Annotated in this window: 24 protein-coding genes; 3 read left to right on the top strand and 21 right to left on the bottom strand. The window is 53.8% G+C overall.

The window, feature by feature from the left end; all coding sequences use genetic code 11:
• Positions 1-336: 336 nt before the first annotated feature.
• The 6 genes from ACLHIL_RS01300 to rpsB form a co-directional block, all read right to left on the bottom strand.
• Positions 337-627 (bottom strand): ferredoxin family protein, encoded by a 291-nt coding sequence (locus ACLHIL_RS01300; protein WP_411296064.1) that lies wholly within the window; start codon positions 625-627, stop codon positions 337-339.
• A gap of 11 nt (positions 628-638) precedes the next feature.
• Positions 639-1,934 carry an FAD-dependent oxidoreductase gene (locus ACLHIL_RS01295; protein ID WP_411296062.1) on the bottom strand — a complete coding sequence of 432 codons (1,296 nt, stop codon included), beginning with the start codon at positions 1,932-1,934 and terminating at the stop codon, positions 639-641.
• Positions 1,935-1,976: 42 nt separating this feature from the next.
• Positions 1,977-2,870: an electron transfer flavoprotein subunit alpha/FixB family protein gene (locus tag ACLHIL_RS01290; protein WP_411296061.1), complete on the bottom strand. Its 894-nt coding sequence runs from the start codon at positions 2,868-2,870 to the stop codon at positions 1,977-1,979.
• Positions 2,867-3,619 carry an electron transfer flavoprotein subunit beta/FixA family protein gene (locus ACLHIL_RS01285; RefSeq protein WP_411296059.1) on the bottom strand — a complete coding sequence of 251 codons (753 nt, stop codon included), beginning with the start codon at positions 3,617-3,619 and terminating at the stop codon, positions 2,867-2,869. The genes ACLHIL_RS01290 and ACLHIL_RS01285 overlap by 4 nt, the downstream gene beginning before the upstream one ends.
• 150 nt (positions 3,620-3,769) lie before the next feature.
• Positions 3,770-4,615, bottom strand: a complete 846-nt coding sequence (gene tsf, locus ACLHIL_RS01280; RefSeq protein WP_411296057.1) for a translation elongation factor Ts — start codon at positions 4,613-4,615, stop codon at positions 3,770-3,772.
• Positions 4,616-4,632: 17 nt separating this feature from the next.
• The gene (gene rpsB / locus ACLHIL_RS01275; RefSeq protein WP_411296056.1) at positions 4,633-5,493 is read right to left on the bottom strand and encodes a 30S ribosomal protein S2; all 861 of its coding nucleotides are present in this window, start codon (positions 5,491-5,493) and stop codon (positions 4,633-4,635) included.
• Between the two features lie 826 nt (positions 5,494-6,319).
• Here rpsB and ACLHIL_RS01270 point away from each other — a divergent pair.
• Entirely contained in the window at positions 6,320-7,066 is a 747-nt protein-coding gene (locus ACLHIL_RS01270) for a trimeric intracellular cation channel family protein (RefSeq protein ID WP_411296054.1), read from the top strand.
• A 302-nt stretch (positions 7,067-7,368) separates the two neighbouring features.
• Positions 7,369-8,049 (top strand): M23 family metallopeptidase, encoded by a 681-nt coding sequence (locus ACLHIL_RS01265; RefSeq protein ID WP_411296053.1) that lies wholly within the window; start codon positions 7,369-7,371, stop codon positions 8,047-8,049.
• A 303-nt stretch (positions 8,050-8,352) separates the two neighbouring features.
• Here ACLHIL_RS01265 and ACLHIL_RS01260 read toward each other — a convergent pair whose 3' ends face one another.
• The 12 genes from ACLHIL_RS01260 to rpsP form a co-directional block, all read right to left on the bottom strand.
• Entirely contained in the window at positions 8,353-9,267 is a 915-nt protein-coding gene (locus tag ACLHIL_RS01260) for a tyrosine recombinase XerC (RefSeq protein ID WP_411296052.1), read from the bottom strand.
• On the bottom strand, positions 9,264-10,397 hold the full coding sequence (dprA, locus tag ACLHIL_RS01255; RefSeq protein ID WP_411296051.1) for a DNA-processing protein DprA: 1,134 nt from the start codon (positions 10,395-10,397) through the stop codon (positions 9,264-9,266). Before dprA ends, ACLHIL_RS01260 begins: the two co-directional genes overlap by 4 nt.
• Before the next feature lie 4 nt (positions 10,398-10,401).
• On the bottom strand, positions 10,402-11,976 hold the full coding sequence (locus ACLHIL_RS01250; protein WP_411296050.1) for a YifB family Mg chelatase-like AAA ATPase: 1,575 nt from the start codon (positions 11,974-11,976) through the stop codon (positions 10,402-10,404).
• Entirely contained in the window at positions 11,973-12,380 is a 408-nt protein-coding gene (locus ACLHIL_RS01245; RefSeq protein ID WP_411296049.1) for a YraN family protein, read from the bottom strand. The genes ACLHIL_RS01250 and ACLHIL_RS01245 overlap by 4 nt, the downstream gene beginning before the upstream one ends.
• A gap of 428 nt (positions 12,381-12,808) precedes the next feature.
• Positions 12,809-13,123, bottom strand: a complete 315-nt coding sequence (locus ACLHIL_RS01240) for a DUF2469 domain-containing protein (RefSeq protein WP_411296048.1) — start codon at positions 13,121-13,123, stop codon at positions 12,809-12,811.
• A gap of 10 nt (positions 13,124-13,133) precedes the next feature.
• Entirely contained in the window at positions 13,134-13,811 is a 678-nt protein-coding gene (locus tag ACLHIL_RS01235; protein WP_411296046.1) for a ribonuclease HII, read from the bottom strand.
• 5 nt (positions 13,812-13,816) lie between these two features.
• On the bottom strand, positions 13,817-14,611 hold the full coding sequence (lepB, locus tag ACLHIL_RS01230) for a signal peptidase I (RefSeq protein ID WP_411296045.1): 795 nt from the start codon (positions 14,609-14,611) through the stop codon (positions 13,817-13,819).
• A gap of 185 nt (positions 14,612-14,796) precedes the next feature.
• Positions 14,797-15,150 carry a 50S ribosomal protein L19 gene (gene rplS, locus ACLHIL_RS01225; RefSeq protein WP_411296044.1) on the bottom strand — a complete coding sequence of 118 codons (354 nt, stop codon included), beginning with the start codon at positions 15,148-15,150 and terminating at the stop codon, positions 14,797-14,799.
• Positions 15,151-15,275: 125 nt separating this feature from the next.
• Positions 15,276-16,655 (bottom strand): tRNA (guanosine(37)-N1)-methyltransferase TrmD, encoded by a 1,380-nt coding sequence (trmD, locus tag ACLHIL_RS01220; RefSeq protein ID WP_411296043.1) that lies wholly within the window; start codon positions 16,653-16,655, stop codon positions 15,276-15,278.
• A gap of 14 nt (positions 16,656-16,669) precedes the next feature.
• Positions 16,670-17,209, bottom strand: coding sequence for a ribosome maturation factor RimM (gene rimM, locus ACLHIL_RS01215; RefSeq protein WP_411296042.1), 540 nt, complete (start codon positions 17,207-17,209; stop codon positions 16,670-16,672).
• A 171-nt stretch (positions 17,210-17,380) separates the two neighbouring features.
• Positions 17,381-17,617 (bottom strand): RNA-binding protein, encoded by a 237-nt coding sequence (locus tag ACLHIL_RS01210; protein ID WP_411296041.1) that lies wholly within the window; start codon positions 17,615-17,617, stop codon positions 17,381-17,383.
• Positions 17,617-18,093, bottom strand: coding sequence for a 30S ribosomal protein S16 (rpsP, locus tag ACLHIL_RS01205; protein WP_411296040.1), 477 nt, complete (start codon positions 18,091-18,093; stop codon positions 17,617-17,619). Before rpsP ends, ACLHIL_RS01210 begins: the two co-directional genes overlap by 1 nt.
• A gap of 304 nt (positions 18,094-18,397) precedes the next feature.
• On the opposite strand from rpsP, the gene ACLHIL_RS01200 reads away from it, so the two are divergent.
• Complete coding sequence (locus ACLHIL_RS01200) at positions 18,398-19,348, top strand: cation diffusion facilitator family transporter (protein WP_411296039.1); 951 nt, start codon at positions 18,398-18,400, stop codon at positions 19,346-19,348.
• A 309-nt stretch (positions 19,349-19,657) separates the two neighbouring features.
• On the opposite strand, the gene ACLHIL_RS01195 is transcribed toward ACLHIL_RS01200, so the two are convergent.
• The 3 genes from ACLHIL_RS01195 to ftsY form a co-directional block, all read right to left on the bottom strand.
• Entirely contained in the window at positions 19,658-20,731 is a 1,074-nt protein-coding gene (locus tag ACLHIL_RS01195) for an amidohydrolase family protein (RefSeq protein ID WP_411296038.1), read from the bottom strand.
• Positions 20,732-20,767: 36 nt separating this feature from the next.
• Positions 20,768-22,309, bottom strand: coding sequence for a signal recognition particle protein (gene ffh, locus ACLHIL_RS01190; RefSeq protein WP_411296037.1), 1,542 nt, complete (start codon positions 22,307-22,309; stop codon positions 20,768-20,770).
• An 85-nt stretch (positions 22,310-22,394) separates the two neighbouring features.
• Positions 22,395-23,552, bottom strand: a complete 1,158-nt coding sequence (gene ftsY / locus ACLHIL_RS01185) for a signal recognition particle-docking protein FtsY (RefSeq protein WP_411296036.1) — start codon at positions 23,550-23,552, stop codon at positions 22,395-22,397.
• Positions 23,553-23,650 lie beyond the last annotated feature (98 nt).

The raw sequence follows: 23,650 nt of genomic DNA, 5'->3' as shown, positions 1-23,650 counted from the left end.
TTCGCGTTATCTAGGCGAAAATTCGGCGATCCGCTCGAACTCTCCCCTCGGGTAAACCCGCGATTGATTTTTAGCAGGGCAGGGAAAAGAGAAAAAGCGATCCCGCCCGGCAGAAAAGCGAGCGTGCTTTTGCGCGCAGAAGATCCTACTTTTGCCGTGGCTAGGTTTACGGGTATGTACGCAAACCTAGCGCCTGTCACCTCACGCCATTAAACTCTTCGCGCAACTTTCTGCCACACAGTTCCTGCCTGATATGACTGACGTTACCTAACTTATACATCATCCCTACAGCAGCTATACGCCACGCAGCAAGCAGCTATACGCCACGCAGCAAACTTATCCTTCTCGATAGTGGACGCCGCTAGCACCAGTTGGATAAATCCATCGCAGCACCCCAGGCGGGGCTACCCGCAGGCAGGTACCGCATTCCAAACATGCCGCATATTCCACGCCGATAGTTCCATCTGGATGCGCCTGATAGACATGCGCTGGGCATATCCGCTCTAACAATTCTCCAGCCCGAGTTCGGCGAGCTGCCTCCTGATCGACCTCGATATGGGATTCGTCGTCCGTGTGAAAAACATTTCGTGCTAACCTCTCGTTAACACTATCCAGATTAAAAGACATCTGTTTTCCTCCTACAAGGACCGAATAGCACCAATACCTGCACGGATAAGGTCGGACATCTTCACCGACGATGCTTTCAACGCCGTTCGGGCATGACGGAGGAGGCGATCTTTCGGCTGGCCATCATGACGATACGTTCGATAGAGAATGTCTGTCAGCAGATCGCTCGTACCATCAAAAATTACTGGATGGGATTCAAAGAACTTCGGGGCTTTCCGATAGGTATGCATATCCGCACCGACGAAACTATTTTTCAGATGATCAAGATAGGAACGCAACTGCAAACGCGAGAAATCCTCAGCCGCCAGGGCCTGAGTAATTGCCTGTGCAGCCGCTTGCGCACTGCCTGCCGCAAGATCCATACCCCGTAACGTCAAGCCAGTATTGAGGGTAAATCCGGCCGCGTCACCAACCATGAGCAGTCCATCATGCACGATCTCTTGCTGCATCTGCTGGCCTCCCTCAGCGACCAAATGGCAGCCATACTCAATGACCTCACCGGAACGAATGAGCGGCTCGATTGCCGGATGCGACAAGAAATGATCGTGAATATCTGAGCTTGACTTTCCACTACGCGCTAGCGCATCCAACAAAAGAACCACACCGATCGAGATCGTATCCCGATTGGTGTAGAGGAATCCCCCGCCCGGAATCCCGCATGTTGCGTCCCCAATAAAGGAGTATGCAACACCTTCGCCGTCACGTAAGGCAAAACGTTCCTGGATAGTCTTTTCCTCCATCTGGATGACGGATTTGACTCCCAGACCCAGATGATGTGCAGATACTGCCGGTCGTAAACCTGCGTCAGAGGCTAAAAAGGAATTCACCCCGTCGGCACATACCGTCACCTTTGCCCGCATTTCCTCGCCGGTGGCGACAACCCCACTGACGTAGGGCCCGTCACGTAATAGACCCTCAACCTTGACACCACTAATGAGCGAAACGCCTGCTTCCTCAGCTTGTTGTGCCAACCACGGATCCAGTTTGGAACGCAAAACCGATACGGCATTAACGGGGTTAGCCAGACGCTGATCCCAGTAATCCATACTGACGCTACTGTGCGGGGTCAATGCCGCGACAACATTGCGAGTTATTACCCGCTCAACGGGAGCGCTCTCGACGAAATCCGGAAAGATATGCGTCATGACATGCGGATAGAACACACCGCCAGATAGATTTTTAGATCCGGGCTCTGCCCCACGCTCGATAAGAAGAACCTCAGCCCCACTGCGAGCCAGTAAAGTCGCACAGACGCTTCCCGCAATGCCTGCGCCCACAACAATCACGTCAAAATCGTAGTCCGTCATGATTCTCCTCGTGAGCAGTAAAGAACTGGTACGCTGAGCAGTCTATCCGTTCTTATGCTGACGCACAGCTTTCGTCATCTTCGGCAAAACTTCGTATAGATTACCCACTAAGCCATAGTCAGCAATATCAAAGATTGCTGCCGTCTCGTCATTATTAATAGCCACAATCGTTTCGGACTGGTCAATCCCAGCCGTATGGTGAATCTGCCCCGAAATTCCGACCGCAATATATAACTGTGGGGAAACCGTATGCCCAGATACCCCTAAATATGCGTCACGTTCCATCCAGCCTTTGCCTTCAACTAAAGGCCGCGTACACCCGACTTCCGCCTCAATGACCGCAGCGAGTTGCCGAGCTAAATCAATATCTTCTTTTGCCACGAAACCACGCCCCACACCGATAATCCGGCGAGCCGCATTGAGGTTAATATCCGCATGAGCGTTTGTTTCTTCGCTCTCACATGTTGCCGGATACGGCGCTATCGCATGAGCGTCGTGTGCTTGGATCGAGATGTGTGATTGTGCCGACGCGGGAATATCCCCTGGTTCTACTAAACCAACAGCGACTCCATCAAACTGTACATCCTGGAACGTCATTCCCCCGTAGCGCCCCAAAACGGCAGCTCCGGAAGCAATATTCCGAACGCCGGTAAGCATGGGAGCATGAAAAGCAGCCGCTAACGCCCCAGCGTAAACCCGCCCGACCGAATTATTTACGACGAGGATAATATCTCCTGGTTGCGCTGCCACCGCGGCCACCACCTGTGGTGCGTATGCTTCGGCTGGCCCAGATATAGCGAGACGGGTTACTTTATCAACTCCAGTAATCTCACAATCGCCCACCACAACAGCGTGACGTTCCCCCACGGCTAGTTGGCATAGCGGAGCAATCGTTGGCTCTGTAGTAACAATCCACGTCGTCATATCGTCCCTCATAACACTTCGTCCTCGTATAGTGCCGCAACGAGCTCATCTGCATGAGAAAACATGCGCTTCTTGCGCTGGTGAACGGGCGGTTTGCGGTATCCCACCGTCGTTATCCCTATGTCATCGCAGTCAATATCGCTGGCCGTGAGCACATCAACCGGCTTTTTACCCGCAGCAAGAATATCTTTCATAGAGGGCACTGCAGGGGTGACGGCATCTGAGGTCGTTGCGATGACGCATGGACCACTGACGCGGACCGTGCGCGTCCCGCCATGCACACGCTGAGTAATGCGGTAGCCATCATCGGTGGGTTCGCAGTCAATAACATCTAAAAATGCTGGCCACTGGAGGTATCCTGCAATAATTGCCGGCACCACGCCTTGCGCGTCATCAATCGATGAATCTCCGGCCACTACCAAAGTGACGTCTTCGGCCCGCTGGATCAGGCTCGCAAGCGCCGAAGCAATCTGGGTGCTATTCCACTGTGCGCTCTGATCGTCAGCCAGAATAATGCCACGATCGAATCCCCGAGACATAGCGTTCTTACGTGCCATCGCAGCTCCAACAATCTGCGGACCAACGCATACACCAATCAGCTGTGCTCCACAGGCGGCAGCCACCCGTCGCCCCATCTCAATAGCAACTGGATCGTTTTCTGACACGGCAGGTTTTGCTCGTGACCAGTCCACCTGGCCGTCTGGTTGAACGCGAGCATCTTGTGGATTAGGGGCGTACTTGTACGCGACCGCGATATTCACTGTTTTCCTCCGATCAGGCTTGGGCCAGATCATATCTCGGGGTATTTACTCATTGGGTACCACCTAAGGTGAACCCGCATATTGCTATTCAGCGGTAATAAAAACACGTGGGGTGCGTCAGCGGCGCACCCCACGTGCTATGCGTAATGGTTAGTCCTGCTGACCGACGCGAACGCGCGCGTAGCCGGTAACAGTGGCGCCAGCTTCCTGGAGAACCTTGCCAACCGAAACCTTTGGATCGCGAGCATAGGGCTGATCAAGCAGCACAACCTGCTTAAAGAAGCCCTGCAAACGACCCTGGACGATCGCCGGAACAGCCTTTTCTGGCTTACCTTCAGCGATGGTCAGCTCCGTAGCAATACGACGCTCGTTATCCACAACATCTGCCGGAACGGCATCCTGGGTCAGATACTTAGGAGACATTGCCGCAATGTGTACTGCGACATCATGAGCGACGCCAGCGCCAGCAGCGTCCGTAGCAACCAACACGGCAACCTGCGGGGGCAGATCGGTGGCGGTACGGTGCATGTAGGCCTCAACGTGCTCACCGCTCAGCGTCTCAATACGACCAACACCCAGCTTCTCGCCGATAATGCCGATCATATTCTTCACCGAATCCTCGACTGTGCCATCCTCCGAGGGTGCAGCGAGAACTTCCGCTACCGTGGTGGCCTTCGCGGCGACTGCAGCAGCGAGGATCTTCTCTGCGAACGCAATGAATTTCTCGTTCTTTGCCACGAAATCCGTCTCGGCGTTGACTTCGAGGATAACGCCAGTCTGACCTTCATCCGAATCGCTAATGTGCGAAAGGACTAAACCGTTGCTAGCAGTGCGATCTTCGCGCTTTGCAGCAACTTTCAGCCCCTTCAGACGAAGGATCTCTTCTGCCTTGGCGGTATCGCCATCAGATTCCGTCAGCGCATTCTTCACATCAAGCATTCCTGCGCCGGTCTTTTCGCGCAGCGCTTTGATGTCAGCGGCAGTAAAGTTTGCCATTCTTGATCTCCTCGGCGTTACTTCTCGTCGGTTTCAGATGCTTGGTCAGCCGGAGCGTCAACACTTTCCTCGGCTGCCGGAGCAGATTCAGTGGTCGTTTCCTCGGCAGGAGCCGCAGCCGTTTCCTCAGCAGCAAGAACTTCGCGTTCCCACTCGGGCATGGGATCTTCGGCATCCTTAGCTCCACCGCCACGGGCCATCAGACCATCCGCAACGGCATCTGCCACGATACGGGTCAGAATATCAATCGAACGGATAGCGTCATCGTTGCCCGGAATACGGTATTCCACATCATCCGGATCACAATTGGTATCCAGAATTGCGACAACTGGAATGTTCAGCTTATGTGCTTCGGCAACTGCCAGATGTTCTTTATTGGTATCCACAATCCAGATTGCCGACGGAGTCTTCACCATATCGCGAATACCGCCCAGGGTGCGCTCCAGCTTTTCCTTCTCACGACGCATCATGAGCAGTTCCTTCTTGGTGCGACCAGATCCAGCCACATCTTCGAAGTCCACCAACTCGAGTTCCTTCAGACGCTTAATGCGAGCATGCACCGTTTGGAAGTTGGTCAGCATACCGCCAAGCCAGCGCTCGTTGACGTAGGGCATCCCCACGCGCTCAGCTTGTTCGCGGATCGGACGCTGAGCTTGACGCTTCGTGCCAACGAAGAGCACGTTTCCGCCATGAGCAACCGTCTCTTTAACGAACTCGTAGGTGCGGTTAATATCGTCGATCGTCTTGCGCAGATCGATGATGTAAATCCCATTGCGATCATTGAGGATGAAACGCTTCATCTTGGGGTTCCAGCGACGGGTTTGGTGCCCGAAGTGGACGCCAGCTTCCAGCAGCTGGCTCAGGGTAACGACTGCCATCGTCGTCCTTTCTCAGGCGCAGATCACCTGCGCGTAGGTTTACGGTTACTGCTAGCCGCATCTGACGACTAGCCCTGGTGCCCCATCGCATGTACTTATCTGGACCAGGATGACCCACACACCGAAACATGCGAGACTGCGCACGCGCAGCGAACGAACACGCGTATTGCTGCCCGTAGACAGCCTCCTCATCCTACCTCAGCTCGACCTGCCCCATCCAGTGCGCTCCCTAGAAGATAAAGGTGGTTTTGCCTACATCCGTATCGCGCATCTCTCCTCCGGTCGCACCTGCCAGCCTTGAACACTGCAACTGAGATTGAGAGAGCAGGTAACACCTGAGCGTTCCGGTATCTAGTTTGCGGCGCTCCCGCAACTGTTGTGCATGCCCGTAACTGTTTGTGGCACATCCGTAGTAACTGAGGGAACCTTGCTCTCTTACTTTTTACTTTCCTTGCCTACGTTTTGCCTCTTCTTTCTTCCTGCCCTGTTTCCCGTCCTTCCTTCCCGTTTCTTTCTTCGCCTCTTTTGGTTTCCTCCATAATCGGTAACCCACTAAACCCACTGAACGTATGAAACGATAGGTACGATGACGCAATTGGCAGGTGTGCCGGAAAAGGAAAGAAAAAATCCGCTGAGCTATTTCCGCCCTTGTATTCGCGCTAACAGCCTTGAGCGTGCACAATAGTAACCGACTGAGTAACGCAGTCTCCGCCGAGTTCCCAGGTCTTAATATTAAATGTTCGTTAATATTAAGCGCTTGTCCTCGCCGGTTTCTGTAGTAGCTCAGCTATGGGGATTGTCGTATCTGGTCAGCAGAGGGAGCTACATGGATCCGGACGTGCTTTTCCGTGTGGTCGATGTCAGTGGCGTACTGGCCAACGGATTAATTGGGGCGACGCTAGCCCGCGCCCTCGGATACGACATCATCGGGTTTCTCACCCTGGGAATTGTCACCGCTCTGGGCGGTGGAATGATCCGCGATTCCCTCCTCGGGATTGGTTTTCCCGTCGCGCTAACAGATCCGTGGTATCTCGCAGGTGCGATTGGCGCGTCGGTGCTGGCCTATCTCATCCCTCTCGATGGTCGATGGGCTCGCCGCGCCCTTTCAGTGGCTGACGTGCTCGCCCTCGGCTGCTGGTCTGCAACGGGGGCTTCAAAAGGTTTGGCTGCTGGTTTAGCCCCTATCCCGTCAATTTTTCTCGGTGTTATCACCGCCACGGCGGGGGGTTTGCTTCGCGATGTCATCGTGCATAGAACACCAGCTATTTTTGGCTCTAATCCCCTGTACGCCACATTTTCTATTATCGCCGCAGGTATCATGACGGTTTTCCAGTCTCACGGCTCCTATGAGCTAGGTATGGCTTTGGCGATTCTGGTGTGCCTGGTATTTGGGCTGGCAGCGCGTCGTTTTAATTGGGTTCTGCCAGTACGAGCAATGGATTTAAGTCGTCCGATTCGCCGGCATGGGACGAAGATTAAGAATTTGCGGCTGCGTTCCCAGCGCAAACTGTCAAAATCTGAGTCCCACTCGGTGAAGTCTTCACATTCCGAACCGCATTCATCCGCCAGCTAATATCGTTCTTCTTCGCTCTTTCCGTTCTCTTCCTGCTGTCGGTCATTTTGTTGCGTCCTATCGCATAAAAATCAGCTCATGCGCCACGCTTTTTATTCAGTGCGGGGCGCGATTGCCATCATAAAACGGATGTTGCAACCGAAATACTGCGTGCGGTTTCATGGCGCTACCGCATTAATGTTCGGCGCTCCTGAATAGTAACTGTGATGATTTTTCTTTCCACAGCTTGATATGTGCCCTCGCTATTCACAGCATGATTGCCTAGGAAATGACCCTTATATTCCTGATGACATGCTGTGGGCATGAGTAAAACCGTAACTATCTTCATCACTCTTGCCGGAGTATTCCACATCGGATACGGGAACGTCCCTGATATTTCATTGCCACCAGCCGCTCGCAATATTCCTGCTTTATGGTCTGCCATTCGCGAATCTGAGCAGCGCCTTCCCGCAGAACATGCACCAGCTACGCCACATACCGATGGAAATTCTGGCAGCAGTTCCACTTCTAATCCCACGCATGTTCCTGCTATCCCTTCGTTACCCGCACGAGATCCTTCCTCTGCAGAATCGCTCTCCGACACCGTGTACATGTGGCCATCGGGTCATCCGGTTGCAGTCCTTCGTCCCTTTCGCCCTGGGCAACATGTCTGGGATCGCGGTCATCGTGGGGTTGATTTAGCCCTAAATGCCGGTGATCCAATCTATGCCGCTGCCGATGGCATAGTTATTTATGCAGGTGAAATCAATGATCGATCCGTCATTTCAATCGAGCACCCAGACGGAATCCGGACTACTTACGAGCCAGTGGAAATACACGTTAAGCGCGGGCAACAGGTTATTCGTGGGCAACAAATCGGCGTGGTCACCGGCACGCATTGTGCGCCCTCATCGTGTCTGCACTGGGGAGCTAAACGCGGTGCACGAGAGTATATCAATCCGTTATCGCTGCTTGCTGATCAACGTATCCGGCTATACAACTGAGCGGCACATAGCCGCACCTCGTGTCAGGAAAAGATAAACATTCCAGAAGGGCACACAATATGGCAAGATACCGTGGATACCTTTCCTATCTCGTGTAGCTCGCAGCCTCACTCGCTGCTGTCGCAAGGCCTCGCTTATTTGCCGTGTTGCACCATCCGCCGTCTTGCGCCTGTATTTCTCGACTTTATTAGTTAATATCCGCTATCCGTATTACCTGAAACGCCGTTATTGGAGCTACCCTGCGCATTGGCCAACGACTATCAGCGTCAGTTCCCGTCTTTTCTTGTACTGACCTCCTAGAGGCTAGGCTCGCGGATGTGCCTGCCCAAATGCGGCCCGTAATCGCTCAGCACTGACGTGGGTATAACGCTGTGTCGTCCCCAAAGATACGTGCCCCAATACTTCCTGAACAGAGCGCAGATCCGAGCCGCCATCTAGCAAATGCGTCGCTGCAGAATGTCGTAACGCATGTGGGCTAACTCGCGGAACACCCGCAGTTACACACATATCGTTAAGTACTTTACGCACCACCCGAGGATCTATTCTGTTTCCTGCCTGCCCGACGAACAATGCAGGTTCTCCCGCACGGGCCACCTGTGATCGCACCGAAAGCCATGCCATAAGAGACTTTCTTGCTGGGCGGCCGTAGGGTACGATCCGCTCTTTATTGCCCTTTCCTATCACTCGCATCGTGTCGTCTGGATATAAACTCGTCACCGTTAATCCAACTAATTCACTCACTCGAATCCCACTGGCGTATAGCAGCTCCAACATGGCCCAATTTCGCACCGCAATAGGATCGACGTTTTTCTCTGACTGAGCGATATCCTGCGCCGTATTCAATAACAGTTGTGCCTGGTTGACACTCAGTATTCGCGGAAGTTCCTGCGCTGCCCGTGGAGCACGCAACCGACGAGCCGCATCCTGATTCACTAGCCCCTGACGAAACAGCCACGAGGTAAAGGAACGGATAGCAGCCGAATGTCGAGCCATGGACGCACGAGCATGGCCTGCTGATTGTTCTGCCGCCAGCCAGGAGCGAATATCCATAACGTCAAGATGGTAGAGCGAGGCGGCAACATCATCTGAATGTTGCGCCAAAAAATCAATAAGTGACTGGGCTTCGCTCATATATGCTCGCACCGTATGCTCCGATAGCCCACGCCGCACAGCTAGCTCACGATGATAGCTGTCCATAATTTCGGCAATCGAGGTCATAAATGTAGCGTAATGCGAATCCATTGCCCATCACGTTCTTCGACGCACCCCCGCAACGCTAACGCTCCGAGTGCGCCAATCGTTTGACGAAGCGACATCCCTGAATGGGTAGCTATCACTTGAGCTGGACGAGAACGGCGAATCGACAACGCGTCAAACACCCGACGCTGCTCAACTGTCACCTCATCGTCCTCAGCAAGCTCAAATAGATCAACCCCGTCAAGACACTGCCCGATAGGGGCTACCATCTCGCGAATGTGTGCCACTGAAGCAACCAGATGCGCGCCATGCCGAATTAACTCATTACTCCCCACACATCCTGGCTGATCTATCGGGCCGGGAACAGCCCCAACTTCTCGCCCGATTCGCATCGCATGGCGAGCTGTTGATAAAGCGCCCGAGCGAATCGGCGCTTCAACCACCACCGTCGCCGCAGACAATGCGGCAATAATGCGATTACGCGCCAGAAAACGGAAACGATAGGGCTTCGCCCCCGGAGCAGATTCTGACACAATTGCCCCGCCGCAGGCCAAGACCTCATTAAATATCTGAGCATTTGCCCGCGGATAGTATTCGTCCACTCCGCCAGCAAACACAACCACCGTCGGTTTCTCCGCTAAAACTGCGCCTTGGTGTACCTGAGCGTCAATTCCGAAAGCTCCGCCGGAGATGACAGTAAAATCTGCCGCTAACTCGTAAGAAAAATCGCGAGCAATATGTAGGCCAGCGGGTGTGGCTGATCGTGATCCAACAAGAGCGATATTGCTTCGATGGCTCAGTGCGTTAACCGATCCTCGAACCCACAACGCAATCGGTATCTGCGCGCCCAATGAAGCCAAACCTATCGGCCAGTGTTCATCGTCGGGGCACAGCAAATGAATCCCGCGATCCGCAAGTGCTGCCATATTGAGAGGGTGGGTACCACATAGGCGCTGCCGCCATCGTGGAAGACTGCGTCGTTCTGCGGCGGTTAATCCCCGTTCCTGCCTAACCGCCACTAATGCCTCAACGGGGCCCAGCCGCTGAATAAGCTCATTAGCGGCGCTATCCCCACCCTCCACAATTTGCGTCCAGCGCATCCAGGCTTCGCGGCGGCTCCCCTCATGAAAACGGTGACGTTCAGATTCCATCGGATCACCTACGGCTTCGCGAGCGCAAGGCAAAGGCATAGCTAATGTCATCTGCGCTTGGAGAATCGTGACCAGCCAGATCTGCTATCGTCCAGGCGACCCGTAGCAGCCGGTAAACCCCACGAAATGACATGTAGCCACATTGAATTGCGTGATCTATCCGATCATTCATTGCCGTGGGAATCCGCGTATGATTTCGCAGCCAATTCCCTGAGACATACGCATTGCGAGCGATAGGTAATTCCTTGAGCCGCCACTCTTGGCGCTCGCGAGCCAGCGCAATGCTTTGCCGGATACTATCGGAAGTGATCGTACCGCCACGACGTAAATCCGCTCGCGATGGCCGACGCAGAGAAAGCTGTATATCAATTCGATCCGGAACAGGGCCAGATAATGCCAATTCGTACAGCCGGTTATCGCGTGACGTACAGTGGCATTGATTTGTTCCATCGCCCCGATGCCCGCACCGGCATGGATTAGCCGCCGCAATGAGTTGAAATCGCGCGGGGTAACGCACGTGAAAACGGGATCGAGCAATATCAATGTAGCCGTTTTCCATTGGCTGACGCAGTGCTTGAATCACCGCCGTAGCAAACTCGGGATATTCATCAAGAAACAAGATGCCCGCATGCGCCCTCGTGATCGCACCCGGACGGGGAATACCCGTTCCACCGCCAACCATTGCGGCGATTGTCGCAGTGTGATGTGGCGCGCAGAGCGGAGGTCGAATCGGCAAATCTGTCACTGGTCTAGCTCCAATGACGGACTCAATAGCCGCCACATGAAGTGCGTCTTGTGGCGTTAAATCGGGCAAAACTGCGGGAATTCTCTGGGCTAGCATTGATTTTCCGATACCAGGTGGCCCGATCATCAGTACATGATGACCACCTGCCGCAGCTACTTCCACCCCAGCAATAGCTTCCTCTTGCCCGCAAACGTCTGCAAAATCAGTTGATTCCTCGTCGGAACGCACGTTCTCCTCTTCTGGTGGCTCATCCGGAATATCTACAATTGGGATTCCACACAGTTGGGCGATCTGCCCCAGGTGATAAATCGGGATGACTTGAATATTGCCTACCATGCGTGCTTCTCGTTCATTTGCTTTGGGCACAACAGCGACCTCATACCCTTGTTCTGAGGCTGCTAATACTGCCGGCAGCACTCCACGAACAGCTCGCACTGATCCATCTAATCCCAACTCCCCAATCACAACGGCCTGAGGATATGCGAATCGGTAGCCCATCGATTCAAATATGGCGACCGCTAAACTCAGATCGAATCCCGTCCCAGATTTCGTGACGTCAGCCGGTGAAAGATTGACGGTGAGCCGACGATTTGGCCAGGGAACATTTAATGCTTGAAATCCTGCTCGCAAGCGTTCACGGGCTTCATTGACGGCCGCATCCGGCAAACCGACAATAGTGAAATTTGGTAGCCCGTTTAATTGGACCGCTTCAACGAGAATGGGCGCCGCAGCCAAGCCGCATAATGACATTGTGCGTGCTCGCCCTACCGTTCCAGCCGGAGCAGGCATAGCGCGGGGAGCATGTGATTCTGGCGCGGATTGGAGGACGCTCATGATCCCACGTCCTGGATATGATGGATAGCGTGCCGCCCTTGTGGATCAACTTCTACCCCGATAACGTCAATCGCCAATGTGGCACAGTAGCTCTTTCGCATGACAGCCCACTGCAAGAGTAGTCCCCGCAAACGTTGAACTTTTGCCGGAGTAACGGCTTGTTCTGGTGAGCCATTGCGACGAGAGCGCCGAGTTTTCACTTCTACCGCTACTAAGGCATGGCGGTGGGGATCGAAAGCCACAATATCTAGCTCTCCCCCGCGGGTGTTCCAGTTTCGTTCTAAGATAGCCCAATCGTGTTCTGCCAGATAGCTAGTTGCCAGATTTTCTCCCCATACTCCTAATTCACGTCGGGTACATGAACGTAATACACGTGTTGGAATATTCTGTGTTTGTATCGTCATAAGAGGATTTCACCGGAACCTATCCACTTTCCGTCAGGTATCCCTACTGATATGTGGATTACTGTGCCGTATGAACACATGTGGATAGATTAATCGCGAAAGCGTGAGCTTCTTAGAGATCGTCCAGTGCATAGCTTGGCAGGTATCTCCCCGTTCCTGCCCACTACAAAGCGGCAAAACCCTGTTTTTCACCGCACTACTGACAGCCCTAGCATGAAAACTAGCTACTAAGGCAGATAACTGACGCAGACAGCGGCAAGAGATAATCCCATCTCACAGAAACCCGCGTTTTATCGCCGACATTAGCGAATAAAAACGCTTATCTACCAGCCGTGATAGGCACGGGCAGCCTCTCCGATTTTCTACGCAGATCATCCTTATGCAGGAAGATCTCGCCAACTATCACGATCACGCCAGGTAGCGCATACTTAGGAATCGAATTCTAGTTCGCGCGTCAAGTCAGGCTTATTAAGCTCCTCCACGTTGACATCCTTAAACGTGACGATCCGCGCTCCACGAATGAAACGCGAAGAGCGAAATACATCCCACACCCAGGCATCCGTCAACGTCACCTCAAAAAACACATCACCTGCTGCGGAGGCACGCACCTTGACGTCCACATCATTTGCTAAATAGAAGCGTCGTTCCGTCTCCACAACGAACCGGAACAAGCTCGCCACATCACGATACTCGCGATATAAAGCTAGCTCAGCATCCGATTCGTAGTTCTCCAGCTCGTGCATCCTCTCCTCCTCAACTGGGTAGTTTCCACGCAGTTCGATGCTCTGCACTCGGCCCCAGCTCTCGCAAGCCAGCGATATGCCGCGCCGAGGAATATCCCTTGTTCCGTTCCCAATCGTATCCCGGATAGTGGGAAGCCATCTCAATCATGAGATTATCGCGCGCCACCTTAGCCAATACACTAGCTGCCGCCACAACCGCACACTGAGCGTCAGCTTTTACCTGAGTAACGACGGGAATAGCGGGCAGTTGGGGGCCGATTGGCAATTCATCGCTCGTCCACCAATCGTGTACTCCATCCAGCAGCACCATCCCTATCGGGAAATCTGCTAGCTGTTCCAATGCACGCCCGGCTGCCGCTCGTAAAGCTCCGATGATCCCATAGCGATTGACGTCACTGGCAGGCGCATGCCCAACCGCATAGGCCCGCACCCACTGGCGAACCTGGGGAACAATCTCCGCTCGGGCTTTCGGGGTCATCATCTTAGAATCGCGCAAACCCTGCGGGAACTCATCGGAAGTGTGTGCGTCAATCAAGGCGATGCCCACACTTGCCGGACCAGCCAAGGCACCTCGACCAACTTCATCAACACCCGCGAGGAACTGGGGAGTCTTGGGGTTGCCCACAGCAGCCTGATGTAATTGGGAGAGCAATCTGCGCTCAATTGCGCGATCAGGATAGACAATCACGTGGACTACTTTGCATCTGGAACAGCGTCGAATACGTCAGTACCAGAGGGCAAACGACCAAAGCGATCAAAAGGCAAAATACGCAACCAAGCACGCCCTTCAACGTGGTCAATGGGAACAAAACCGAAACCTGAGGCAGCCTGATGATAGCGCGAATCTTTAGAGTGCGAACGGTTATCTCCCATGACCCACAGATGGTCAGGCGGCACTGTGACGTCAAAAGGAGTTCGCGAGGGCACTTCCCCTGATTTCACATAGGTTTCCGTGATAGGCACATCGTTGACGGTAATCTGCCCGACCTCATTGCAACATTTCACGTGATCTCCGGGCATCCCGATAATGCGCTTAATCAAATGATCGCCAGAATTTTTCGGCAAAATTCCCGTCATTTCAGCAAATCCTTTAAGCGCCGCCCGCCAGCCGCTACTTTGTGGATGATCGGATGCATCTAGCCAGTTGCCAGGATCAACAAAAACGACAACATCTCCGCGATGCAAAGACTCCTCATCATCTGCCAATTTATTGACCATCACGCGATCACCAGGGATGAGGGTAGATTCCATTGACTCTGAAGGAATCTCAAAAGCCTGCAGGAAAAAAGTCTTAATAACGATTGAGATGAGCAAAGCAAGGGTAATGCTCATTCCCAATTCTAATAGCCAGGCACGCAGCTTTCCCTTGCGCCGCTTCGTCTCAGAATCGGCATTCTCCTTAGCGACTGAGGCACGCTCAGGCCGCTCCTGTGGAGGATACGATGGAGGCATGGAATCGGGCTGCTCATCAGCACTAATTTGATCCATTAACACCTCCTTAACCTGAGCATAACTCTATCGGATTATCAGAGAAACACCCTCATACCACGGTCGCTCCGTAGATCACATCTCCTAAGGCAGAGAGTATCTCTAGTTAAAAAAAACAGAAGCGCCCCAACCGGAGCGCTTCTTGAGTGTCTTGGCCGACGTAGCCGCCAGCACATTCGCTATCGTTACTTGTTATCCTCACGAAGTTCGCGAATCTTAGCAGCCTTTCCGTGACGATCACGCAAGTAGTACAGCTTCGCGCGACGCACACGACCACGGGAAACAACCTCAATCGAATCCACATTCGGAGAATGTAGCGGGAACTGACGCTCCACGCCCACCCCGAAGGAATTCTTGCGCACAGTGAAGCTGGCATTGACGCCCGTGCCACCCTTGCGCGAGATAACGACGCCCTGGAACACCTGAATACGATGGCGGTTACCTTCAACAACCTTCACGTTGACCTTTACCGTATCGCCAGCGCGAAAATCCGGACGCTCGACCATTGAGGCCGCATTAATTTTGTCAAGAATATTCATTCTTCTTCTCTACCACCCTGCACGCAGGCCAGAGTGCTTTCCGGGATTACCCGTTCGTTCTCATAAACTCGCACATCGTTCCCCTTCCCCTGCGGCAGATATGGAGACGATATATGCGAGCGTTCTTATTGTGGCATATCGACGATACGAGCCATAGCGGTATCAGTGTTGATCTGCTCACCCACGGTAAAAATCCGCGAGCCGCTGCGCCGAAAGCCAGCTCGCCGATACGCTTTCTGCGCTCGCTTATTCGACACATGCGTACATAACCACAGGTAGATAGATCTATATTGTTCCTCTGCTCCCCCAGACGTGTGCTGAGGAGAATCATTATCTCCGCCCACTACCCGATAACGAATATCGTCAATAATGCTTTCAATCATGGCGTGCGCTACCCCGCTACCGCGCCAGGATTCAGCCACATACACTTTCGACAGGTACACCACATAGGCTTCAGGAGGAATAGGGATTCGCTCAACAACATGCGGATCGGGGACGCAATCCAACTGCGCCCACACGTATCCGATGAGGTGACCGTCATGGCGCGCACCCCAAATAAGCGACATTGGATCTGCAATAGCTTGCGAAAATGCGCGCTCGCTTAAATGCTGCTCACAAAATTCCGCAATATCGGCAGGCGTCACATGCGGCGGGCAGGCAGCTGGAAACGTCTCTCGAGCCAGACGCGCTAGCTGCTCACTATCTTCCGAAGTAGCCGCTCCCATCTCAATTGCTTCTAGAGCGCTACCTTGCGCCGGCTGCGCCCAACCACAGGCAGCTAGAACGCTGCGATCTTCCCTATCCAAGGTTTGCAGATCAAGGGCGGCAATCATATCGGGACGGCGCTGGACCGTTCGTCGTAACGCCTGATCTCGCCGCCAGCGAGCAATAGCCCCATGATTGCCGCTAGCAAGCACGCTCGGGACGCGATGCCCACGAAACTCAATAGGACGGGTGTAATTCGGATATTCCAACAGCCCGGCGTCACCATGTGATTCCTCCATCAAGGAATCCGGATTGCCGACCATCCCTGGCACGAGCCGCCCAACTGCTTCAACGAGTGCCACCGCCGCCACTTCTCCGCCGTTAAGCACATAATCCCCAAGCGAGTACTCCCACACCTGGTAGCCAGCCTGAGCGTAATAATCCGCGACCCGCGCGTCAATCCCTTCGTAACGGCCACAGGCAACAATGATGTGCTCTTTCTTCGCTAAATCCACACATGCCGCCTGTGTTAAGCGCTGGCCAGCCGGTGAAGGAATCGCGATCACCGTCTGGTCGCAGAGCAGATCGTCAATGGCCGATGCCCAAACGTCTGGCTTCATCACCATTCCCGCACCCCCACCACAGGGAGCACCATCAACGGTCCGGTGGACATCGTGAGTCCAGGATCGCAGATCGTGAACCCGTACATCAAGGAGCTGGCGATCGCGGGCTTTACCAATAAGGGATAGATCTAAAACCGAAAAGAACTCCGGAAAGACACTGACGATATCAAATCGCATAAGGCGCCAACTTGCTACTCAGTCGCCGCGTCTGAGTCGTCATCAATAGGATCGCAGTGGAATAATCCTCGCGGCGCATCGATAACGACGCAGTGATCCTCTAAATCGACTTCCGTCACGATCGCTTTAACGAAAGGAACTCGGGTGATCGTTCCATCTGGCTCACGCACGATCAGCAGATCTTGAGCGGGCATTGGTTCGAACCCTAACACCGTCCCTAATTCGTAGCCCTCTGGATCAAGCGCCTCCAGACCTTGTAATTCATGGGAGAACCAGGCGTCATTTTCTACGTCATCTTCATCGGATTCAATAATGAGCTTTGTCCCGCGCAAGCTCTCCACAACGCCACGGTCTGCATATTCCGCAAATTTGACGTAGGTTTGCCCGCGATATTCTCGACGAGAGGCAATTTTAACTGGACCAACATCGGCCGGATCAGTCTCAAGGATAGCGCCTGGAGCAAGCCGCCTATACGGATCATCAGTGCGCACATCCAGCTTCACTTCGCCTTTTAACCCGTGAGCTGATCCCACAATTGCCACCACAAGTTGCACGGTTCTTCCTTACAGCCGAATCCGACGTGACTACATCAGGCATGTTACGCGACCGGCGAGCTCAATGCGACGTAACTCCGCTGATGGGCTCTGATCTCACATTATGCAAAGGACCCGCCACACCTGGCGGGTCCTTTTTGAGTTATATACGCAAACCTCGGAAAACAGGTTTTACCGATCGGTTTCGATCACATCGACACGAACATTACCGTGGGGCGCGAGCGCAGACATCACAGAACGCAGTGCCTTTGCGGTTCGACCATTGCGCCCGATAACACGCCCAAGATCATCCGGATTTACGTGAACTTCTAGCAATTCGCCACGGCGATTATTGCGAGAAACTACTTCCACATCATCCGGAGAATCAACGATTCCGCGAACGAGATGTTCGAGTGCGTCGGCAAGCATTACTCAGCCTCCGTGCTCTCTGCCTCAGCTTCCGAGGTAGCAGATTCCTCAGCGGCTTCTGCTTCAGCAGCCTGCTGCGCCGCAGCTTCGGCTTCTTCGCGTGCCTTTGCCTTAGCCGCACGACGCTTTTCCGCTTCGTCCTGTACTGCCTTCACAGCTTCTTCGCGAGCCTGCTCCGGATCAACCTTTTCCTTGACCTTGAGCGTAGAGCCTCCTTCAAGACCCTTTGCCGCCTGCCAATCGCCGGTGATCTTCAGCTGAACCAATGCAGCGTCTGAGGGCTGCGCGCCAACAGAAATCCAGTAGCGAGCACGCTCAGAGTTGATGTCGATGATCGACGGCTCGGTGTTCGGATTGTAGTATCCGATCTCTTCAATGACGCGACCGTCGCGCTTCTTCTTCTGATCCACGACGACGAGACGGTAGTGGGCTTCACGAATCTTGCCCATTCGCTTTAAACGAATTCTGACTGCCACTTGTGCGGTCACTCCTAGTTCTTAGTTGGTGGAAAATACCCTGTCGGCGTGGGAATATCATGCACCCAGGATATGCTCCGAACTGAGATTCCACCGAGTTGAGAGAGGGGCTCGGTTTCCTCCAAGTACAACGCCTAATCTTGCCAGATTTTTCGCCACAATGGCAGTCCATCGGCATATTTTTAGCGGTGGTAGTGGTCACGTCAGCACAATTTCGCCACGGCGAAACCCTTATTTTTTGCCATCCTAACTGTGGTAAATACCGCCATGAACATTGTTTCCCTCGCGCGAACAACACGCAAGAATGGCACATGTGAAGTCCTCCGCGCTTGTGCGCTACGCCTGGCTCTCCATCGTAGTCGCGATCATAACAATCAGTATCAAGGCCGGTGCATACCTCTTAACCGGCTCTGTTTCACTCCTATCCGATGCGATGGAATCCGTCGTCAATCTCGTAGCCGCCATCATTGCCCTCATCGCCCTAAAACTCGCCGCTGCGCCAGCAACCTCGCGCTACACCTTCGGCCGTTCCAAAGCCGAATACTTCTCCGCTGCTGTTGAAGGGGCAATGATTTTTGGTGCGGCAGCGCTTATCTTCATTGCGGCCATCACCCGTCTATTCCATCCACAACCCGTCACGCACCTGGGCTGGGGGCTCCTCGCTTCCGTTTTGGCCACCATCCTTAACGGAATCACTGGGCTTTACTTACGGCACATCGGCCGACGCGAACGATCTCTCACCTTAGAAGCCGACGGTATCCACCTTCTCACCGACGTTCTAACCACCTTAGGCGTCATCCTCGGATTAAGCCTGGCCCTCATTACTCACTGGGATTTCCTCGATCCCCTCATCGCTATCTGCGTCGCCCTCAACATCATTACCACCGGAATCAAGCTGTTGCGCCAAGCCCTTGCCGGACTACTTGACGTCACCTTGCCCGATGAAGAAAACGCCTGCATCGTCGCCACACTGCGCACCTTCACGCGCCCTGGGCAGATTTCCTTTCACGGGCTGCAAACCCGACGTGCCGGACGTTACCGCCATATCAAAGTTGATCTGCAAGTTCCTGGGCAGTGGAGCGTCCAAGCTGGTCATGATCTCGCCATGCAAGTCGAGGAGGCAATCGGGCAGTCTCTCGATTCCAGCTATGTCGTCATCCACGTCGAACCAATTGAGGATGCGCAATCCTATACAGATATTCCCGAAGGGTACGTGCCCTTAGGTGATGACGAGGGACTGCGCCCCATCCCTTAATCTGTTTACCTTGTGGAAACGACGCATTTCCTGCAACAACGTATTTCACTCAGCGGTAAGCCGGCGGTAAAGCCTGTAGCAAAATACGCCTATTTCCGCCTATGCGCTGCTACTTTCATTGGCAACACATTGCGAAGGAGAAGAACCGGAAAAATTTTGATCCTCGCGCAATTATCTACAGCGCAGCAAATAAGCTACTGAACCTCGTGCCAGTTATTGCCCGAGCATCTCATACACCTTGACCGATACTGCAAAATACCGCTCAGATCATCTGCTCAGATAATCCATCCGCGTAGATACACAGGGCTGCTATCTCGGCACACACCCATCAATGAGCACCAGACGAGGCTGACGCACAACCGCAATATCCTGCTCAGGATCATCTGCAAAGACGACGACGTCAGCCGGTGCTCCAACCTGCCAGTTCGGCAATCCGAGATACTGACGACCACTATAGGACGCAGCAGCCATCACACGATCAGCCGGTATCCCGTCATCTACTGCGTCAATAAGCTCGTCAATCAGATTCACTTCAGCGACGTTCTCTGCAGTATCTGAGCCCATCAGCATACGAATTCCTACGTCAACCATCATTGCCAGATGCTCTTCTCGCTCAGCATCCATCGCCAGCATACGGCGAACATAACGCGGAAACTTCGCCCCATCCCGAGCAAATTCCGGGAAACGTCGGATCTGGTGCACCGTGGGAGTGATAAGAATTCCCTGATCGCGTGCTTCCACAAGCTGATCTCGGGTCATCCCCGTCCCATGTTCAATCCCGTCAACACCAGCGAGAAGAAGATCATCCACAGTTTCCCGAGCGAAGCTGTGAACCGTAACTTTACCTCCAGCTTCGTGGACGGCTTGGACCGCATCTACGAGAACCTCACGCGGCCACAAAGGCGTTAAATCTGCGTCGGCTCCCAGGGAACGATCAATCCAATCCCCCACTATTTTGATCCATCCGTCCGATACTGCGAGCTGACGCAGCGCCTCGCCTACCAGATCTTTCGGCTCAATTTCCGCCGCAAGATACCGCGGATAACGCTTGTACTGAGCAATATGCTGCCCACAGTGAATAACTTTAGGCAGACCAGTGCGATGAGCAATATTCGGATTTTGCTGCCCGCCAGCGTCCCGAACAGCGGTAATACCCGCACGCGCAAGAATGCTCAGCCGCTGCCGTATCTGCTCAACGGACAGAGGCTGAGGAACTCGCCGTAGCCCTGGATGAGTGTGGCAGTCTAACAAACCGGGATAACAATACCCACGGATCTGCTCAACTGGCCCCGCTGGTTGCCGATCAGATAATCGACCGTCAACCACCCATACGGTATCCCGATCACATCCACGCAAAACTCCAGATAGCTGATAATTCGTCATACCGAATCCAAACGTATGGGAGTTACAGATCTGACATTACTTCAGGAATTTCGCCAAATCATTGACGTTAACCTCTGGCTGCTGTGCCGGAGCCGCACCGAAGGCGGCGCCCCGCGCCTCACTATCGGCTGCCAGTTCTTGCGCGCGACGCTTCGCCGGATTCCCCGAACGCCCTTTCTTTCCCCCAGATTTATTCTGCTTGCGCTTCGGCTTCTTCTTACCATAGCCGCCGCCCATTCCAGGGATATTCGGCATGCCTGGAATATTTGGCATCCCGCGCCCATTCGAGACTTGAGCCATCATCTTTTTCGCCTGATCAAAACGTTCCATCAAGGAATTTACCTCAGGAACAGTCGTCCCCGAACCTCGGGCAATACGCTGCCGACGCGAACCGTTCAAGATCTTCGGATCGGCTCGTTCTGCCGGAGTCATTGACTTAATAATGGCTGCCTGACGGTCAATCTCACGCTCATCAAAATTCGCAATCGCTTCTCGGAACTGCCCCATCCCCGGCAACATTCCGATCATCTTCTTCATTGACCCCATAGAGCGCAATTGGTTGATCTGATCCAGGAAGTCATCAAGCGTAAAGCTCCCCTGGCTCATCTTCGCATTGAGCTCTTCGGCCTCTTTCTCCGACCAGATGCGCTCCGCCTGTTCGATGAGCGACAAAAGATCGCCCATATCCAAAATACGAGAGGCCATTCTATCGGGATAGAAACGCTCAAAATCGCTGAGTTTTTCGCCAGTAGAGGCGAAGAGAACCGGCTGACCAGTAACCCCGCGCACCGATAACGCCGCACCACCGCGCGCGTCACCGTCAAGTTTCGACAAAACGACGCCAGTAAATCCCACCCCATTACGGAACGCAATAGAGGTGTTCACGGCGTCTTGACCGATCATCGCATCCAGGACGAACAGAATTTCATCGGGATGGATAGCATCGCGAATATCCCGCGCCTGCTGCATCATCTCTTCGTCAACACCCAAACGCCCGGCCGTATCGACGATAACGACGTCATAGGAGTTCTCGCGAGCATGAGCCACACCTGACCATGCCACGTCCACCGGATTGCCAATACCATTACCTGGCTGTGGCGCCCACACCGCAACACCAGCTTGCTCGCCAACAACCTGAAGCTGGTTAACCGCATTGGGCCGCTGTAGATCAGAAGCAACGAGCAATGGACGATGACCATTTTCTCGTAGCCAACGCCCCAACTTACCAGCCAGAGTCGTCTTACCAGCACCTTGCAAACCGGCGAGCATAATTACCGTCGGTGGCGTCGCCGCCCAATTGAGCTCACGGGCCTCGCCGCCCAAAATCGCTACCAATTCGTCATTGACGATCTTGACGACCTGTTGGGCAGGATTCAGCGCTTGAGACACTAATGCGCCGGTTGCCTTCTGCCGCACAGTGGCAGTAAAGGTACGCACGACGGGCAGCGCCACATCTGCTTCTAACAAGGCGCGACGAATATCGCTGATGACGCTATCGACGTCCTTCTCCGATAGCCGCCCGGCTTTACGCAGATTACGCAGGGACGATGTAATCCGATCTGACAGTGAATTAAACATTAGGGACTCTCTATCCGTCGGGGAACTGCCTCACAGTTTACGGGGTACACGCCACAGCAGCGAATAATCCACCCCTACCGCGATATTACGACAACAAGGAATCAACAAAATCTTCCGGATTGAATGGAGCTAAATCGTCTGCCCCTTCACCCAATCCGACAAACTTGACCGGCACACCTAAGGCGCGCTGCACCGAAATGACGATTCCGCCTTTTGCCGTACCATCAAGCTTCGTCAAAACGATTCCCGTAATGCCGGCAACCTCAGCAAAAACCTCTGCCTGACGCATTCCGTTCTGCCCAGTGGTGGCGTCCAACACCAAAAGCACCTCACGCAATGCTGCCGAACGACTAATGACGCGCTTGATCTTGCCCAGCTCGTCCATCAAGCCAGCCTTGTTCTGTAGACGACCAGCGGTATCGACAATGACAACATCCGCGCCTTGCTCTGTTCCAGTTTTGATCGCTTCAAAAGCAACCGAAGCGGGATCAGCGCCCTCTCGATCCGCTCGGACGATCTCCACTCCGGCCCGCTGCGCCCAGGTGCTTAACTGGTCAGCAGCCGCCGCACGGAAGGTATCCGCCGCCCCAAGAATCACGTTCTTTTCCTCGGCCACCAGCACGCGCGCTAATTTTCCAACGGTTGTCGTCTTGCCAGTACCGTTGACTCCCACCATTAGGATCGCCGCCGGATGGCTACCCTGCTCATCTACACTGACCTCAGTATTCAAGGAGCGATCCATGGACGGATCCACTAAGCGAATCAACTCGGTACGCAAAATATCGCGAACAACATCCGGATCACTCGTCCCGCGAACCTTCGTCTCCGTGCGCAGCTTTTCCATCAGTTCCGTCGTCGCTTCTAAGCCCACATCGGCCATAAGCAAGGTTTCTTCAAATTCTTCCCAGTCCGATTCGGCTAAATCACCGCGTGACAAAATTGATAATAATGCCCGCCCTAAGGCGCCAGAGCTGGCCAAGCGACCGCGTAACCGCTCCATCCGAGACGGAATCGACTCCGGGCGCTCAATCATGGTGGTCGGCGTTTCAGCCGGCTGCCCTTCATCACTTATCTGATCGGTACTCGACGCCTCTGGCTCATCACGCGCAGTAATGCTCTCGCGTTCTTCCCACGGAAGCTGTGAAGAATCAGTGCGGCGATACCGGATAAACAGAGCCACACCGAGAGCCGCCACTGCGGCGATCGCAATAATGAGAATAAGGATATTGTCAGTAGTAATCACATCTATAGTCTGACGCACAAGACCAGTTTTTCCAATGCCGACCAGCTTGAGGTGTGCTACCTGACATGCGCAATACACGACTGCGCGGCACCGCCTAC

This window comes from Trueperella sp. LYQ143 (assembly GCF_046599595.1).
GTDB lineage: Bacteria > Actinomycetota > Actinomycetes > Actinomycetales > Actinomycetaceae > Trueperella.
Note: the sequence above shows the minus strand (reverse complement) of the source record. Positions and strands in the feature narration are given on the sequence as shown.

What these genes read in the sequence shown, in the direction of transcription:
- ACLHIL_RS01210 (WP_411296041.1), bottom strand. Translation starts at nt 17,617, where the DNA reads ATGCTTGCCGACGCACTCGAACATCTCGTTCGCGGAATCGTTGATTCT.
- ACLHIL_RS01265 (WP_411296053.1), top strand. Translation starts at nt 7,369, where the DNA reads ATGAGTAAAACCGTAACTATCTTCATCACTCTTGCCGGAGTATTCCAC.
- lepB (WP_411296045.1), bottom strand. Translation starts at nt 14,611, where the DNA reads ATGGATCAAATTAGTGCTGATGAGCAGCCCGATTCCATGCCTCCATCG.
- ACLHIL_RS01250 (WP_411296050.1), bottom strand. Translation starts at nt 11,976, where the DNA reads ATGAGCGTCCTCCAATCCGCGCCAGAATCACATGCTCCCCGCGCTATG.
- ACLHIL_RS01200 (WP_411296039.1), top strand. Translation starts at nt 18,398, where the DNA reads ATGGCACATGTGAAGTCCTCCGCGCTTGTGCGCTACGCCTGGCTCTCC.
- ACLHIL_RS01300 (WP_411296064.1), bottom strand. Translation starts at nt 627, where the DNA reads ATGTCTTTTAATCTGGATAGTGTTAACGAGAGGTTAGCACGAAATGTT.
- rplS (WP_411296044.1), bottom strand. Translation starts at nt 15,150, where the DNA reads ATGAATATTCTTGACAAAATTAATGCGGCCTCAATGGTCGAGCGTCCG.
- ACLHIL_RS01270 (WP_411296054.1), top strand. Translation starts at nt 6,320, where the DNA reads ATGGATCCGGACGTGCTTTTCCGTGTGGTCGATGTCAGTGGCGTACTG.
- ffh (WP_411296037.1), bottom strand. Translation starts at nt 22,309, where the DNA reads ATGTTTAATTCACTGTCAGATCGGATTACATCGTCCCTGCGTAATCTG.
- tsf (WP_411296057.1), bottom strand. Translation starts at nt 4,615, where the DNA reads ATGGCAAACTTTACTGCCGCTGACATCAAAGCGCTGCGCGAAAAGACC.
- ACLHIL_RS01195 (WP_411296038.1), bottom strand. Translation starts at nt 20,731, where the DNA reads ATGACGAATTATCAGCTATCTGGAGTTTTGCGTGGATGTGATCGGGAT.
- rpsB (WP_411296056.1), bottom strand. Translation starts at nt 5,493, where the DNA reads ATGGCAGTCGTTACCCTGAGCCAGCTGCTGGAAGCTGGCGTCCACTTC.
- trmD (WP_411296043.1), bottom strand. Translation starts at nt 16,655, where the DNA reads ATGCGATTTGATATCGTCAGTGTCTTTCCGGAGTTCTTTTCGGTTTTA.
- ACLHIL_RS01240 (WP_411296048.1), bottom strand. Translation starts at nt 13,123, where the DNA reads ATGCACGAGCTGGAGAACTACGAATCGGATGCTGAGCTAGCTTTATAT.
- ACLHIL_RS01295 (WP_411296062.1), bottom strand. Translation starts at nt 1,934, where the DNA reads ATGACGGACTACGATTTTGACGTGATTGTTGTGGGCGCAGGCATTGCG.
- ACLHIL_RS01245 (WP_411296049.1), bottom strand. Translation starts at nt 12,380, where the DNA reads ATGACGATACAAACACAGAATATTCCAACACGTGTATTACGTTCATGT.
- ACLHIL_RS01290 (WP_411296061.1), bottom strand. Translation starts at nt 2,870, where the DNA reads ATGAGGGACGATATGACGACGTGGATTGTTACTACAGAGCCAACGATT.
- dprA (WP_411296051.1), bottom strand. Translation starts at nt 10,397, where the DNA reads ATGGAATCTGAACGTCACCGTTTTCATGAGGGGAGCCGCCGCGAAGCC.
- ACLHIL_RS01260 (WP_411296052.1), bottom strand. Translation starts at nt 9,267, where the DNA reads ATGACCTCGATTGCCGAAATTATGGACAGCTATCATCGTGAGCTAGCT.